The sequence below is a fragment of the Dolichospermum sp. FACHB-1091 genome, assembly GCF_014697585.1.
GTDB lineage: Bacteria > Cyanobacteriota > Cyanobacteriia > Cyanobacteriales > Nostocaceae > Dolichospermum.
Window position 1 is genome coordinate 66,140 of the sequence record NZ_JACJSB010000019.1, and the last position, 14,455, is coordinate 80,594.

Consider the following 14,455-nt stretch of genomic DNA (forward strand, 5'->3'; position numbering starts at 1 on the left):
ATAAAAAAGTGACAATTTGTGAATGAGGAGAAAATGAATGAATGACCAGGAGTTAGAAATTCTCCTCAACGATATGGAATCAGACCGAGTGGAACGTAAGGCTTCAATATCCGATAGAGGTAAACTTTGTGAAGCCATTTGTGCATTTGCTAATGATTTACCCAACCATCAAAAACCAGGAGTTTTATTTATTGAAGTTCATGATAATGGAACTTGTGCGAACCTGACCATAGATGATAAACTTCTGCTGACACTTTCAGGTATGCGAGATGATGGCAACATCTTACCTTTTGATTTACGTGCTTTAACATCAGCTAGTTTAGATGATCTTGATTTAGAAATTTTTCGTCGAGTTTATTTACCCTCCTCTGACTGGCATTGAATCATGTCAATGTCGTAAAGCACGTCTTCAAAGAAATCATATTGCTTGTGCTATATTGGTTTGGCTGAGATTGAAAAATTTAGCCTATCAAACAGGTCAAACTATTTATAAAATCAAGCATAATTTACTGTCTAATTATCTAATTCAGCAATTAAAACGTCCAGATGTTCATATGTCTTTGATTTGATTTCAATGACTACGTGGCTTCACCCAGTCACGCTGTTATTTTGTGCCAGTTGCGTAAGTCCTGATCTTATTTTTATGTTATTTTTTCAGAATTGATGATTTAGCATCTAAAATATGGTACTTTAATGATGTTCATTCACTTTTCACAAATGTTGTAATTTCTAAATAACAAATATGATGGAAAATCAATCACAGCAACCCCAACCAGTAAATTCTCCTTCCCCACAAGATGTTTTGTCTTTGTCAGGTGGAGAAAATCACAATGTACCAAAACTACCTGCTGCTGATAAATCTCTGTCTCAATGGCAGGAAATTCTTAAACAAATTATGGAATTTTTAGAAAAACTGCCAGATTACATAGGCAGTATTTTTAATAACAATAAACGGGGGTTAATTAATTTACTTTTAATCTTATCAGCTTTCGTGACAGTTAAGGTAGTAATTGCATTATTAGACGCGGTGAATGATATACCATTGCTACAACCAATTTTTGAGTTAATTGGGCTATTTTATTCTGTCTGGTTTGCTTTCCGTTATCTCCTCAAATTTGACACCAGACAAGAATTATCTCAGAAATTTAATGCTTTTAAACAACGATCTTTTGGATGAATATTTTATTTTTTTTGATTTCTTGAGTTCCTAAGATGTAGGATAGGCTATAACTAACCTACATTTTATCTCTTGTCTCTTGTCTCTTTAGATAGAGAGTTTTAATAAAAATATTTTTGGTAATTATTCCCGCAGATAGTCTATTTATCTGCTAGAAAATTCTAATCTAGTTCTGGCAATACTCGAAAAGTAAACAGGACTAATTTTATGAATGAGAACATTACCGCAGATACCTATGATAGAGGCATAATTCCCGCCGAAACAGCCGCACGAATCAAAAGAGAAGGAAAAAATTATAAACACATACCGACGGAGGAGGATCTTGCAAGTGCGGACACTGATCATCAAACTGATATTAACAGTATTCGGACAACGGATGGTTATACTATAGATCAAGAAGGTTTGTTGAATAATTATCCAGTTGAACCGGAAATGTATTATCAAGTTCCTGGTGACGCGAGGGAAATAGCCGAACAAGAAAAAGCTGAAAGAATACGGGAATTACGAGAAGTTAATGAGGATAAAACAGGTCTATTAACAGAGGATTTTGATAAAAGAGGTAGAGGTCCAGGAATGATTTAATTTACCATTTCTTTGATTTTTACCCGAAAGGCTATGGCTGCATCTAAAGGATCTTCTGCTATTACATATTCCGCCAAATTTGATAAATCTAAGTTGGGTAATAATTCACTATTGTTCCAATTAACACCAGTGATAGTTTGCCGTTCTTCTGGATCTTCGGCTTGTAATAGTTCAGATAATTCTGGAAGTAAAAGCATAGAATTTCCTAAAACCGAATTATTGCTAACTTGATGATATTCTAATTTCTAGATTCCCGACTTCTTTGAGAAGTCGGAGATCTATATTCAAAAATTGTAAATAAATGTAAAGCTACTAGCAAATAAAATCTTCCTGAGAATTAGCGTGATCTAATCCGGTAAGTCACTCCCTGCGGTAGTCTAGATAAATGTTAATTTATCGCCTGGTTTGACAAAATAGTTTTATGACCTCAGTTTCTAGTCCTCCGCGCACTATTCGCATTGGTTCACGTAAAAGCCAATTAGCTCTAGTTCAAACATACTGGGTACAAGCCCAACTCCAGAAAAGCTTTCCCGACATTACTTTTGAAGTTCATACCATGTCTACCCAAGGAGACAAAATCCTCGACGTAGCATTGGCTAAAATTGGCGATAAAGGACTATTTACCAAAGAACTGGAATTGGGCATGATCAATAAAGAGATTGATTTTGCTGTCCATTCTCTCAAGGATCTCCCCACCAATTTACCACCAGGTTTGACATTGGCCGCAATTACAGAACGGGAAAACCCCGCAGACGCGGTGGTACTCCACGAAAAGCATAAAGGTGAAAAACTTGAGACTTTACCCGCAGGTGCGGTAATTGGCACTTCTTCCCTGCGACGGTTGGCACAATTGCGCCATAAATTCCCCCATTTTACATTTAAGGATGTGCGGGGTAATTTGATTACACGCATGGCGAAACTGGATGCTGGTGAATATGATGCTCTAATTTTAGCAGTAGCCGGTTTAGAAAGACTGGAAATGAGCGATCGCATTCATCAAATTCTCTCCCCAGAAATCTCCCTCCATGCCGTCGGACAAGGTGCTTTGGGGATAGAATGCCGTGCCGATGATACGGAAGTAATTACCTTACTTAAAGCTATTGAACACCCGCAAACACGCGATCGCTGTTTAGCAGAAAGATCATTTTTACGAGTTTTAGAAGGCGGCTGTCAAGTTCCTATTGGTGTAAATACTGAAGTAATTGGTGATAAATTAACATTAAAAGGACTTGTCGCCAGCGTTGATGGTCAAAAAATTGTTCAGAATATAGTCACTGGTGCGGCGGCTGATGCTGAAAAATTAGGAGCAGAATTAGCCGATATTTTGCGACAACAGGGGGCTACAGAAATCTTGGAACAAATCTTTACCGAGATTCAACGAGGCTCATAAGATAATTGACAATGGACAATTGATAACTAACAAAAATATGCGAATTTTATTTGTAGCAGCAGAGGCTGCTCCCATTGCCAAAGTTGGTGGCATGGGGGATGTTGTAGGTGCATTACCTAAATTCTTGAGACAAATGGGTCATGATGTACGGGTATTCTTGCCTTATTATGGCTTTGTTCCTGATAAAATGGTCGTTCCTGAAGAACCCGTTTGGAAAGGCTCTGCCATGTTTCAGGATTTTTCAGTTTACGAAAGTGTACTCCCTGGAACTGATATTCCTTTGTATTTATTCGGACATTCAGCTTTTCTACCTCGGCGGATTTATGGTGGGGAAGATGAAGATTGGAGATTTACCTTCTTTGCCAATGGTGCGGCGGAATTTTGCTGGAATTACTGGAAACCAGAAATTGTCCACTGTCATGATTGGCACACAGGAATGTTACCCGTATGGTTAAATCAATCTCCAGATATAACCAGTGTTTTCACCATTCATAACCTGGCTTATCAAGGACCATGGCGGTGGTATTTAGAGAAAATTACTTGGTGTCCCTGGTATATGCAAGGACATAATACCATGGCCGCAGCAGTCCAGTTTGCTGATAAGGTAAATACAGTTTCTCCTACCTATGCTGAACAGATAAAAACCCCTGCCTATGGTGAAGAAATAGAAGGGTTATTATCTTTTATTAGTGGTAAATTATCAGGGATAATCAACGGTATAGATACCGATATTTATGATCCCGCTAATGATAAATACATTCCTCAAAACTTTACCATAGATACCCTTGATCAACGTAAAGCTAATAAAATAGCCCTGCAAGAAGAAATGGGTTTAGAAGTTAATTCTAATGCCTTTTTAATCGGTATGGTGACAAGGTTGGTAGAACAAAAAGGCATGGATCTAGTATTACAAATCCTTGACCGATTTATGGCTTATACGGATGCTCAATTTGTCTTATTGGGAACAGGCGATCGCTATTATGAAACCCAAATGTGGCAACTTGCATCTCGCTATCCCGGACGTATGTCCACTTACCTACTATATAACGATGCCCTTTCTCGTCGCATTTACGCTGGTACTGATGCCTTCTTAATGCCTAGCCGCTTTGAACCCTGCGGTATCAGTCAAATGATGGCTTTGCGTTACGGTTGTGTTCCTATTGTTCGTCGTACAGGGGGATTAGTTGATACCGTCAACCACTATGATCCAGTCAATGAAGCAGGTACAGGTTATTGCTTTGACAGGTATGAACCTCTAGATCTATTTACTTGTATGATACGCGCTTGGGAAGGCTTCCGTTTCAAACCCCAATGGAAGGAATTACAAAAACGGGGAATGAGTCAAAACTTCAGTTGGTATCAATCTGCTAAAGAGTATGATAAACTCTATCGTTCTATCTATGGTTTACCAGACATAGAACCAGAAGCAGAAATAACAGCAGAAACTGTGTAAGGTGTTGTAGAAAGTTGGAATTTTAGACAATTATTCATGGGGTATTTATCTGGAATGCCCCTTTTTAATACACGATAGTATAGAATTGAAAAAAGATGGATTGGTTAGAGCGCGTCGCAGAAATTCGCAAAATTTGTAACGTGCCAGCACCAGCCCGAAATGTTGCTATTGCTAGAGTATGGGTAGATGAGACGTTTTCTGAGCTATTTGCTTTTAGTGGTAAGCTGTTGCGAGAAGGAGCAGTTGGTTTACCTAATCAACCGATGTTTCAAGCCTTTGATGTTGGTGGACACCGAAGAGACTTAGACTCGGAGTACAAAATATTAGAAGCGATAGCCGAAAAATATACAAATAATAGAGAAGTAAAGGGTAAAATTGAATTATTTACAGAAAGAGAGCCATGTAATTCGTGTGAGTATGTCATGAACCAATTTAGGCAAACTTTCCCGAACATTCAGCTAAATGTACATCACGGAAACATTGCATAAAGGAGTCGGTAGAAATGTCAATTTGCAATTTACCCGAACAATTTAAGCTTATTTTTAACGAGAATCATCCTTTGTCATGTTCAGATTTGGAAATAATTCAACTTGAACGACAACAAGGTATTAATCTACCCAGCACTTACAAAGACTTTCTCAAGATAATGGGACATGGGGCAGGTAAGTTTTTACGTGGTTCAGATTGCTTTTATCAGCATTTGTCACAAATTCAAGAATGGGCTAAACAACTTTTAGTAGAAAATGATTTTCCTCAGACTTTACCAGAGGATGCTTTTGTATTTTTCATGCACCAGGGATATCAGTTCAGCTTTTTCAGACTTTCAGAAGGTGATAACCCGCCAACTTATTCATATTGTGAAGGACAAGAAGAGCTTTATTTTATCAAAAGTCATGATCAGTTTAGTGACTTTCTATCTGTGGAAATCAATCTTTATTTAAAGTCTTTGATGCTTTTAGCAAGTTAGATATTAGCTAGATAAACAAAATTATGGTTCTGAACAAAGGATTTTAGATATGCAAAATAATGAACTATGATATAACAGTCAATCATTAATCAGCAAGTAAAAGTTACTTATGTCCTATAAAGTTAGTATTGTCATTGAAAAAGATGAACATGAGTATTATGCTTATTGTCCTGAACTTCCTGGGTGTCAATCTGAAGGGGATTCATTAGCAGCAGTTCAAGCAAATATCAAGGAAGCGGTTGAATTATATATAGAAACATTATCAGAGTTTGAGAAACAAGCACTTCAGCAAAAAGAAATATTAACTATGATTTCATGTTGATAATCCAAAGATATTAGGTTCTACTAGGTTTGTTATTTCATGGAGAAACAGCTTGAACTATGGTAAAAATGAAATCTCAACGGAAAGTGCTGTTATCTCATGGTGAAGATGGGTATTTTGTTGTCGAAGTACCAAGTTTACCCGGTTGTATCAGTCAGGGGAAAACCCGTGAGGAAGCTTTAGCTAATATAGAAGAAGCAATATCTCTCTACATTGAAGTTTTGCAAGATAGGGGTGAACCTATTCCAGACGATACGGTTGAGGTAGTGCTGGTGTGAGTAAACTACCTATTATCTCAGGTTTAGAGTGTGTGAAAGCACTAGAAAAAATCGGCTTTGTTGTGGATAGACAAAGAGGAAGTCACATTATACTGGTTCGTGAAGAACCAAGAACCACTATATCCGTACCAGATCACAAAGAACTAGATAGAGGTACTTTACGTGGAATTATTCGACAAGCGGGTTTAAGTGTAGATGAATTTATTGAATTATTGTGATGTACTAACAAAGATATTCTGGTGCAACTCCGTGTAAAATACAGATTCCGGTCTGTATTTCCTCAACATCATGGGTAACACTTTTGGTCATCTTTTCCGAATTACGACTTTTGGCGAATCTCACGGCGGCGGTGTGGGCGTTATAATTGATGGTTGTCCCCCACAACTGGAAATTTCCCCAGAGGAAATTCAATTTGAACTCGATAGAAGACGGCCAGGACAAAGTAAAATCACCACCCCCCGCAAAGAAGCAGACACCTGTGAGATATTATCTGGGGTGTTTGAGGGGAAAACGCTGGGAACACCCATAGCTATCTTAGTCAGAAATAAAGATACCCGTTCCCAAGACTACGATGAAATGGCGCAAAAATACCGCCCTTCCCATGCAGATGCTACCTATGATGCTAAATATGGCTTGAGAAATTGGCAAGGTGGCGGAAGGTCGTCAGCCCGTGAGACAATAGGTAGAGTGGCTGCTGGTGCGATCGCTAAAAAGATTTTACATCAAGTTGCAAATGTAGAAGTTATCGCCTATGTCAAGCGCATTAAAGATTTACAAGGCGTAATAGATACGAGTACAGTTACTTTAGCAGACGTAGAAAGCAATATTGTCCGTTGTCCAGATAGAGAAATTGCTAATACCATGATTTCATTAATAGAAGAAACCGGTCGAGATGGTAATTCTATTGGTGGTGTGGTTGAATGTGTGGTGCGAAATGTTCCCAAGGGTTTAGGAGAACCAGTTTTTGATAAATTAGAAGCAGATTTAGCAAAAGCAGTCATGTCACTTCCTGCTAGTAAAGGTTTTGAAATCGGTTCAGGTTTTGACGGAACTTTGTTAACAGGTTTTGAACATAACGACGAATTTTATATTGATGAAAATGGGGAAATTAGAACAGTAACTAATCGTTCTGGAGGGATTCAAGGGGGAATTTCTAATGGCGAAAATATCATTATCAGAGTGGCTTTTAAACCAACAGCCACTATTAGAAAAGAACAAAAAACCGTCACAAAAGAAGGTGAAGAAACAGTTTTAGCAGGAAAAGGTAGACATGATCCTTGTGTTTTACCTCGCGCTGTACCTATGGTTGATGCTATGGTGGCCTTAGTTTTATGTGATCATCTCTTACGTCATTATGGACAATGTAGAGTATTGTAAATAAATTCTGATGGGGTGTTGATTTGGAATACCCCTTTTGCTTAGTATAGTCATACTAATCAGGTCTAACTACATCAATATTTCCTATGACTACCATTAATACAGACCAAGACTACCAAAATCGCGTTAAACACTTTACTGCTTTAAAAGATAAGTATCAAGCGAATAGCTATCAAAATTTATCTCCTAATAGTCCACTTTATTTCATTCTCAGAAAAGCAGATTTAGGAATTGAAATTCTGGATTTGGAAGATATTTGGCTGCAAAAAGAAAACCTTTTAGCAACGGTTCAAGTAATTAGAAATCAACAGCAGCAAAGATCTAAACATAGGGTAGATTTAGGTGTTGAATTTACAAAACTCAAGTCAAAATATCAAGTTAATAATGATCATACTTCCTGGGCTGTAAGTCCTTTATATCTTATACTTTGTAAAGTAGATTCAGGTAATTTTCTCACTGAAAAAGAATTTAATTGGTTAATCTCAAATGGGTTTAAAAAAGTAAATTCAATTGCTATTGAAAATCAAAAATTTATTAGTTTAAAATCTAAGTATAATGCTAATAAATATCAAGATTTTCATTCTGATAGTCCACTTTATTCTATTCTCAAAAAAATAGATATCTCAGAACTTTTAACTGAGTCAGAATATAAATGGTTAATAGAACAGGAACTTTCAGAAACCTTAGAATTTGTTAAACAACAAGAAGCAACAAGACGAAATGAGTTTATTCAATTAAAAGAAAAATATCAAGCGACTAAATATAAAAGTGGATCTTTATCAAGTCCATTATATCCAATTCTGCAAAAATTAGAAGCAGAAGAAAATTTAATTGATACCGAACTTACTTGGTTAAAAGAACAGGAACTTATTGAAACTATTACTATTGCTGAAGAAAAGGAAAAAACAAAAGAATTTGCAGCTTTGAAGATTAAGTATCAAGCCACAGAATATGAAGATATATCTCCAAAATCTCATCTTTATAAAGTTCTAAAAAATATTGATTCAGGTAATTCTTTAGGAGGACAAGATGTTAATTTCCTGAAAAAGCGTAAATTGCTGGAAACCATCAAATTAGCTAATGATAAATACATTAATCATTTAAAATCTAAAATTGAAGAGAATGGATTATTAACTGATTCGGAAATTGAATGGTTAAAAAATAATGGACGGGAAGATATTATCAGTTTAGTTCAAAAACGACTATTTTCTATTTTAAAGTCAAAATATGCTGTTTCAAATTATCAAGATCAATCACCAAATAGTCCTTTATATCTCATTTTACAAAAGTTAGAAAAAGATGAGAGAATAGAGCCTAAAGATGTTGGTTGGTTACAAGAAAATGATCTTTTTTATGGTAAAATCTGGACTAAATACCATATTATTGAAGCTAATTTTTATCAACAGGAATTTAAACGCACTGGTAATAGATGGAATTTAGTAAATGCTAGTAGCCATTTACGTAAAGCTGATAGATCAAAATCAGCATTAGAGTTAACAGATAATTTACCACTCAACAGCATTAAAGATAATAAACTCAAGTCTGCTTTATTAACTACTAGAGGTGGAGCGTTTAGAGATTGTGATAAATTAGATGATGCAGAAATTTGCGCTCTTCAAGCAATGAAATATCAAGCAGATAGTCATCATCCCTATACATTAATGGGAGCTATTTGTTATCAACAAGGTAAATATTTTGAAGGTGATAAGTGGTTTAATGAAGCAATTAAACGTGGTGCTAAACCTTTAGATATGGATTCAGAAATTAAATCTATTTTAAACAAGACAAAAGATGAAAAACAGCGTCAGGAGTTAGTTAATTATCTTTTGAAAAAAGACCCAAACCGTTATGCTTGGGCTAAAAATTATCTGAAAAAACAGCAGGATAAAAAATAACATTCTTGTGGGGTGGGCATCCCTGCCCGCCCAAATATGTAAATTAAGTGGATTTTAGTTTATGATAACATCACGGCGTGGCTTTATCTATATTCTATTTTATCTATGAGATACCGTTATGCTTGGGCTAAAAATTATCTGAAAAAACAGCAGAATAAAAAATAACATTCTTGTGGGGTGGGCATCCCTGCCCGCCCAAATATGTAAATTAGGTGCATTTTAGTTTATGATAATATCACGGCGTGGCTTTATCTATATTCTATTTTATGTATGAGATGCAGAATTGAAAATAACATTTTATTTATTCACAAGGAAGATGTACCAGAATTTAAAAAAGGCGGTTCGGTAGTTAGAAATTCCTACTTTTGGGCTTTACGTTCCATTGCTGGTCGTGCTAAACGTTATCATGATTGGGAATACGAATCAGAAGTTTGGGTAGCACTAGAAAGAATGCTTTTATCTTTTACTGAATCAGGATATTTGGGTTATCGAGAAACAATTTTAGAGTTTCCTTTATCACAGGGTGAAATTCCTAATTTGCTGCGAAATGTAGCTACTTGGGAATAATCCACCACTTCCATGTTTACACCTGAATCAGCATATCCAAAATTAAAGGTTAAATTCATCAAACTAACTTTATTCCATCGTCAATATGGCATTTTCACAATTTTTATAATTATACCCTACCTAAACCCGCCCCCTCACAGTAATTAGATTGATTGTTCAGAGGAATGGCGGGTTTTTGTATATGGTTCAATGTCTTGCTACTAATACCAATTCTAGATGAAGATGGACTGGATTACAGCAAATTTCAGGTAAATAAACCACGGTTTTTGTTTCGCGCAATCTCTCTTAGAGATCCCGAAGGGTAGGCGCAAAGTAAGGAAGGCGCAAAGGAAGAAGGTAATCAAAATCTGGTTTAAATAGATGAAAACTGCTGTAAGATAAACAAACCGCTCCAGGTGCAGAGGACACAGAGATAGAAAATATTAAAAATTCGGACTATCCTCACAAAGAAATGGTATAACTAAAAAATCCTAGAGTTTGACTGGTTGCTTATTTTCTGTAGCTTGGTAAGGACTGTTATTGTTAACAGGTTGTGATTCCAAAAATGCTTCTTTACCTGTAATTAATCGAGAGCGACGATTACGAGTAATATAATTCCAAGCCCATTGAATTACGACTACTATTTTAGTGTCAAACTCGATTAAGAAGTAGATATGAATTATTAACCAAAATACCCAGGCTAGGAAACCTGTAAGTTTAATAAAACCTAAATCTACCACGGCTAAATTTTGCCCAATCATTGCCAAACTACCCACGTCAGTGTAATGAAATTCGGGCAAAGTATGACCTTGAAGCCGTAGTTGAATTAGTCCACCTACATACTCTCCTTGTTGTTTGGCTACGGGTGCAACACCTGGTAAAGGTTTACCCGTTTGATGGGAGAAATTCGCTAGATCTCCAATGACGAAAATGTTTTTATAATCCTTAATGGTTAAGTTTGGTTCTACAATTACTCTGCCAGAGAAATCGCACTCTACACCTGTTTTTTGTGCTAGAACTTTCCCCATAGCTGAACCTTGAACACCCGCAGCCCATAATATAGTTTTTGAGGGAATTTCCGTGATTTCATCGCCTTGTTTAAAGGTAACAATATTATTTTCAATATTTGTTACTCTGGTGTTAGTGTGAATAATTACGCCCAACTTTTGCAAAGATTCTGCTGCTACTTTGGATAATACTGGGGCAATATGTGGGAGAATGCGATCGCCTCCTTGTAATAGTAATATTCTTGTTTCTGATGTGTCAATGTTGCGGAAATCTTCTTTCAGAGTTTTGTATGCCAATTCGGAGATCGCACCTGCTAATTCTACACCAGTTGGACCTCCGCCTACAATCACAAAAGTCAAGAAAGCCTGGCGTTGTTTGGGATCAGTTTCTTTTTCTGCTGCTTCAAATGCTGAAAATATCCGCCGCCGCATTTCTATCGCATCTTCCACAGTTTTCAAACCAGGAGCAAATTCTTTCCAGTGATCTTTACCAAAATAAGAATGGTTAGCACCTGTGGCTACAATTAATGTATCATAAGGTATGATTTCATCGCCTAAAATAACTTGTTGTTTTTTGGGGTCAATATCACTTACTTCTCCCAAAAACACTTTTGTATTCTTGCTTTTGCTGAATACAGATCGTAATGGTGCAGAAATATCAGCAGGTGATAATGTACCTGTGGCAACTTGATATAAAAGCGGCTGAAATAAGTGAAAATTGCGTTTATCAATCAGAGTCACATTTACATTGGTGTTGGACAGAGCCTTTGCCGCATACAATCCACCAAACCCACCACCAATGATAACAACCTCATGTGGTGCATTATTCTCGCGTGGAATAACCATAAACAATATTTCCTTTTGTTAAGAGTCGTGTAACCTTTCTTAACAAATATGTAACAATATTATAATATGTTTTGCCGTTTATTAAGAACACTTGACAAAATACTAAAAGTAGTCAAGGTTACTAATATTAAATCATGGCTGATATTCCTGTTCTATTGCTAAATATTCAGGAACATTCATGAGTTCTTGAAAATCTTGGAAATTCATCAAACCGGGTAAATTATCAGTATTTCCCTGTGCTTTCAAATGACGGAAACACACATTCATGACTTCAGTGACAGCCATAAGTGCAGTCAGGGGAAAAAAGACAATTTTAAACCCCAAATTTTGCAATTCTTGAGGAGAAATTGGCGGAGTTTTACCACCTTCAACAATATTTGCAACTAATGGTACATCAGGAAAAGCAGCGGCTATAGTTTGCAACTCTAGCACAGATTGGGGAGCTTCCACAAACAACACATCAGCACCAGCATTAATATATAATTGACCACGATCAATAGCTTCTGCTAAACCCAAAGGACCGCGGGCATCAGTTCGGGCTATAATCACCAAACTACTATCACCTCGCGCTTCTACCGCAGCCCGGATTTTTCCCGCGTGTTCAGTCGCAGAAATCACTCGTTTACCTGTAAAATGACCGCATTTCTTCGGCCATTCTTGGTCTTCTAAAATTATTCCTGCTAAACCCAATTGAACCGCATCTTTAACGGTTCGCATGACATTTAAAGCATTACCATAACCCGTATCACAATCAGCAATTAAAGGTATATTAATTGACCTACCTATCCGGCCGATACTGTAAAAATTTTCCGTAGCAGTGAGAAAACCATAGTCAGGTAAACCCAAGGTAGAAGCAGCAATACCGAAACCGCTAGTAGCAGCGACATCAAAACCCGCTTTTTCTACCAATTTTGCACTCAAACAGTCATAAACACCGGGAATAACGATAATTTCAGGACGTGCGAGTAATTCCCGCAGTTTTTGAGCAGCCAACATACAAGTAACCATAAATGGACTATTTTCAGAATACAATAAATACTGTAAAAACGTTTTAGGAAATCTACAATATTGATTGTATTTCTTTTTTGCGTCTTTGCTCCTTTGCCTCTTGGCGCGAAATCAAATTAAATATTTTTAAATTCACATTTAAATTAATCACAAATGAGTAAACCCATAGAAGTTCGCAACCCCCGCACAGGTAAATTTGATTATGTCATTGTTCCTCCACCACCAAAATTACTTTCCCAGCAATGTCACAGACTGCGAAGAGGACAAATTATCTGGCAAAAATTAGCAGTTGAGGAAAGAATTACAGCTTTAAAACAATGGAAACAAGCTATATTATCAGAACGGACTCAATTAACAGAAGCTTTAGTTAGTGATACGGGTAGATTATCAACATCAATCATGGAAATAGATTCATTTATTGCTAATATTGATAAATGGTGTAATTTAGCTCCACAGTTACTACAAAGTACAGCGAAAAATACATCTATTCCTTTTATTTCCTTACAACAAACTGCTGTTCCTTATCCTCTTGTTGGCGTAATTAGTCCTTGGAACTTTCCCCTATCTTTGTCTACCATTGATACAATTCCTGCCTTATTAGCTGGTTGTGCTGTTATAGTTAAACCTAGTGAAATAACTCCTCGTTTTGTCGCTCCTTTAATGACTACTGTAAACAATATACCCCAATTAAGAGAGGTTTTAAATTTTGTGGAAGGAGGATCACAAACAGGAGCAGCTTTAATTGAAGATGTAGATTTAATTTGTTTTACAGGTAGTGTGGAAACTGGGCGTTTAGTAGCTGAAAATGCCGCAATTAATTTTATTCCAGCTTTTTTAGAATTGGGAGGAAAAGACCCAGCTATTATTTTAGAATCAGCGGATTTAGATTTAGCAACCTCAGCAATTTTATGGGCTTCTGTAACTAATACCGGACAGTCATGTTCAGCCATTGAAAGAATTTATGTTGCTGAATCTATATTTGAAGAATTTTATCATCAATTAGTGACTAAAGCCCATCAATTAAAACTAGCCTACCCAACTATTGACAGTGGTGAAATTGGTCCAATTATTTCTGAAAAACAAGCAGCCATTATTAATGATCATTTACAAGATGCTATCTTAAAAGGGGCTGTAATTCACTGTGGTGGTAAAGTAGAAGAATTAGGTGGGGGTTGGTGGTGTCGTCCCACAGTTATCACTCAAGTTAACCATTCCATGCAAATAATGACTGAAGAAACATTTGGACCAATTATGCCTGTGATGTCTTTTGCTAATATTGAAGAAGCGATAAATTTAGCCAATGATTCTATTTATGGACTTAGTGCTGCTGTATTTGCAGAATCAGACGAATTAGCAATAGAAGTTGCCAATCAAATAGAAGCTGGTACTATTAGTATTAATGATGCTGGTTTAAGTTCATTAATTAATGAAGGAGATAGAAATGCTTTTAAATTTTCTGGTTTGGGAGGTTCACGGATTGGTACAATGGGTTTAAATCGCTTCTTACGAAAAAAAGCATTTTTGAGGAAAACTAACTCTAATAAAGATCCTTGGTGGTTTAATGATGGAAATTAACCATATAGGATATGAGCCTGTTTAGCAAAAAT

17 protein-coding genes are annotated in these 14,455 nt (G+C 36.5%); 14 read left to right on the top strand and 3 right to left on the bottom strand.

Going from position 1 to position 14,455, the window contains the following annotated elements:
• Positions 1 to 37 precede the first annotated feature (37 nt).
• From H6G25_RS13560 to H6G25_RS13570, 3 genes are all read left to right on the top strand, one after another.
• Positions 38 to 382: an RNA-binding domain-containing protein gene (locus tag H6G25_RS13560; RefSeq protein ID WP_190392923.1), complete on the top strand. Its 345-nt coding sequence runs from the start codon at positions 38 to 40 to the stop codon at positions 380 to 382.
• A gap of 360 nt (positions 383 to 742) precedes the next feature.
• On the top strand, positions 743 to 1,177 hold the full coding sequence (locus H6G25_RS13565) for a CAAD domain-containing protein (protein ID WP_347239187.1): 435 nt from the start codon (positions 743 to 745) through the stop codon (positions 1,175 to 1,177).
• Between the two features lie 207 nt (positions 1,178 to 1,384).
• Positions 1,385 to 1,759, top strand: coding sequence for a hypothetical protein (locus H6G25_RS13570; protein ID WP_190392924.1), 375 nt, complete (start codon positions 1,385 to 1,387; stop codon positions 1,757 to 1,759).
• On the opposite strand, the gene H6G25_RS13575 is transcribed toward H6G25_RS13570, so the two are convergent.
• Positions 1,756 to 1,956 (bottom strand): hypothetical protein, encoded by a 201-nt coding sequence (locus H6G25_RS13575; RefSeq protein ID WP_190392925.1) that lies wholly within the window; start codon positions 1,954 to 1,956, stop codon positions 1,756 to 1,758. The genes H6G25_RS13570 and H6G25_RS13575 overlap by 4 nt on opposite strands.
• A gap of 224 nt (positions 1,957 to 2,180) precedes the next feature.
• Between H6G25_RS13575 and hemC the strand changes: the two genes are divergently transcribed.
• The 10 genes from hemC (at position 2,181) to H6G25_RS13625 (ending at position 10,008) form a co-directional block, all read left to right on the top strand.
• Entirely contained in the window at positions 2,181 to 3,149 is a 969-nt protein-coding gene (gene hemC / locus H6G25_RS13580; protein ID WP_190392926.1) for a hydroxymethylbilane synthase, read from the top strand.
• 37 nt (positions 3,150 to 3,186) lie between these two features.
• Positions 3,187 to 4,602, top strand: coding sequence for a glycogen synthase GlgA (gene glgA / locus H6G25_RS13585; protein WP_190392927.1), 1,416 nt, complete (start codon positions 3,187 to 3,189; stop codon positions 4,600 to 4,602).
• A gap of 95 nt (positions 4,603 to 4,697) precedes the next feature.
• Positions 4,698 to 5,090, top strand: coding sequence for a deaminase domain-containing protein (locus tag H6G25_RS13590; protein ID WP_190392928.1), 393 nt, complete (start codon positions 4,698 to 4,700; stop codon positions 5,088 to 5,090).
• 14 nt (positions 5,091 to 5,104) lie between these two features.
• Positions 5,105 to 5,569 carry an SMI1/KNR4 family protein gene (locus tag H6G25_RS13595; protein WP_242034960.1) on the top strand — a complete coding sequence of 155 codons (465 nt, stop codon included), beginning with the start codon at positions 5,105 to 5,107 and terminating at the stop codon, positions 5,567 to 5,569.
• A gap of 109 nt (positions 5,570 to 5,678) precedes the next feature.
• Complete coding sequence (locus tag H6G25_RS13600; RefSeq protein ID WP_028084610.1) at positions 5,679 to 5,891, top strand: type II toxin-antitoxin system HicB family antitoxin; 213 nt, start codon at positions 5,679 to 5,681, stop codon at positions 5,889 to 5,891.
• Between the two features lie 68 nt (positions 5,892 to 5,959).
• Complete coding sequence (locus H6G25_RS13605) at positions 5,960 to 6,169, top strand: type II toxin-antitoxin system HicB family antitoxin (protein ID WP_242034961.1); 210 nt, start codon at positions 5,960 to 5,962, stop codon at positions 6,167 to 6,169.
• Positions 6,166 to 6,387: a type II toxin-antitoxin system HicA family toxin gene (locus H6G25_RS13610; protein WP_137908591.1), complete on the top strand. Its 222-nt coding sequence runs from the start codon at positions 6,166 to 6,168 to the stop codon at positions 6,385 to 6,387. Before H6G25_RS13605 ends, H6G25_RS13610 begins: the two co-directional genes overlap by 4 nt.
• A gap of 70 nt (positions 6,388 to 6,457) precedes the next feature.
• Positions 6,458 to 7,546, top strand: a complete 1,089-nt coding sequence (gene aroC / locus H6G25_RS13615) for a chorismate synthase (protein ID WP_190392930.1) — start codon at positions 6,458 to 6,460, stop codon at positions 7,544 to 7,546.
• A gap of 86 nt (positions 7,547 to 7,632) precedes the next feature.
• A complete protein-coding gene (locus H6G25_RS13620; RefSeq protein WP_190392931.1) occupies positions 7,633 to 9,441 on the top strand; it encodes a hypothetical protein in 1,809 nt (602 codons plus the stop codon).
• A gap of 270 nt (positions 9,442 to 9,711) precedes the next feature.
• A complete protein-coding gene (locus H6G25_RS13625; RefSeq protein WP_190392932.1) occupies positions 9,712 to 10,008 on the top strand; it encodes a hypothetical protein in 297 nt (98 codons plus the stop codon).
• Between the two features lie 470 nt (positions 10,009 to 10,478).
• On the opposite strand, the gene H6G25_RS13630 is transcribed toward H6G25_RS13625, so the two are convergent.
• On the bottom strand, positions 10,479 to 11,840 hold the full coding sequence (locus H6G25_RS13630) for an NAD(P)/FAD-dependent oxidoreductase (RefSeq protein WP_190392933.1): 1,362 nt from the start codon (positions 11,838 to 11,840) through the stop codon (positions 10,479 to 10,481).
• Between the two features lie 132 nt (positions 11,841 to 11,972).
• Complete coding sequence (locus tag H6G25_RS13635; protein ID WP_190392952.1) at positions 11,973 to 12,836, bottom strand: oxaloacetate decarboxylase; 864 nt, start codon at positions 12,834 to 12,836, stop codon at positions 11,973 to 11,975.
• Positions 12,837 to 13,001: 165 nt separating this feature from the next.
• Here H6G25_RS13635 and H6G25_RS13640 point away from each other — a divergent pair, with 165 nt between their 5' ends.
• Positions 13,002 to 14,423, top strand: coding sequence for an aldehyde dehydrogenase family protein (locus H6G25_RS13640; RefSeq protein ID WP_190392934.1), 1,422 nt, complete (start codon positions 13,002 to 13,004; stop codon positions 14,421 to 14,423).
• The last annotated feature ends 32 nt before the right edge of the window (positions 14,424 to 14,455 follow it).

What these genes read in the sequence shown, in the direction of transcription:
- H6G25_RS13560 (WP_190392923.1), top strand. Translation starts at nt 38, where the DNA reads ATGAATGACCAGGAGTTAGAAATTCTCCTCAACGATATGGAATCAGAC.
- H6G25_RS13565 (WP_347239187.1), top strand. Translation starts at nt 743, where the DNA reads ATGATGGAAAATCAATCACAGCAACCCCAACCAGTAAATTCTCCTTCC.
- H6G25_RS13570 (WP_190392924.1), top strand. Translation starts at nt 1,385, where the DNA reads ATGAATGAGAACATTACCGCAGATACCTATGATAGAGGCATAATTCCC.
- H6G25_RS13575 (WP_190392925.1), bottom strand. Translation starts at nt 1,956, where the DNA reads ATGCTTTTACTTCCAGAATTATCTGAACTATTACAAGCCGAAGATCCA.
- hemC (WP_190392926.1), top strand. Translation starts at nt 2,181, where the DNA reads ATGACCTCAGTTTCTAGTCCTCCGCGCACTATTCGCATTGGTTCACGT.
- glgA (WP_190392927.1), top strand. Translation starts at nt 3,187, where the DNA reads ATGCGAATTTTATTTGTAGCAGCAGAGGCTGCTCCCATTGCCAAAGTT.
- H6G25_RS13590 (WP_190392928.1), top strand. Translation starts at nt 4,698, where the DNA reads ATGGATTGGTTAGAGCGCGTCGCAGAAATTCGCAAAATTTGTAACGTG.
- H6G25_RS13595 (WP_242034960.1), top strand. Translation starts at nt 5,105, where the DNA reads ATGTCAATTTGCAATTTACCCGAACAATTTAAGCTTATTTTTAACGAG.
- H6G25_RS13600 (WP_028084610.1), top strand. Translation starts at nt 5,679, where the DNA reads ATGTCCTATAAAGTTAGTATTGTCATTGAAAAAGATGAACATGAGTAT.
- H6G25_RS13605 (WP_242034961.1), top strand. Translation starts at nt 5,960, where the DNA reads ATGAAATCTCAACGGAAAGTGCTGTTATCTCATGGTGAAGATGGGTAT.
- aroC (WP_190392930.1), top strand. Translation starts at nt 6,458, where the DNA reads ATGGGTAACACTTTTGGTCATCTTTTCCGAATTACGACTTTTGGCGAA.
- H6G25_RS13620 (WP_190392931.1), top strand. Translation starts at nt 7,633, where the DNA reads ATGACTACCATTAATACAGACCAAGACTACCAAAATCGCGTTAAACAC.
- H6G25_RS13625 (WP_190392932.1), top strand. Translation starts at nt 9,712, where the DNA reads ATGAGATGCAGAATTGAAAATAACATTTTATTTATTCACAAGGAAGAT.
- H6G25_RS13630 (WP_190392933.1), bottom strand. Translation starts at nt 11,840, where the DNA reads ATGGTTATTCCACGCGAGAATAATGCACCACATGAGGTTGTTATCATT.
- H6G25_RS13635 (WP_190392952.1), bottom strand. Translation starts at nt 12,836, where the DNA reads ATGTTGGCTGCTCAAAAACTGCGGGAATTACTCGCACGTCCTGAAATT.
- H6G25_RS13640 (WP_190392934.1), top strand. Translation starts at nt 13,002, where the DNA reads ATGAGTAAACCCATAGAAGTTCGCAACCCCCGCACAGGTAAATTTGAT.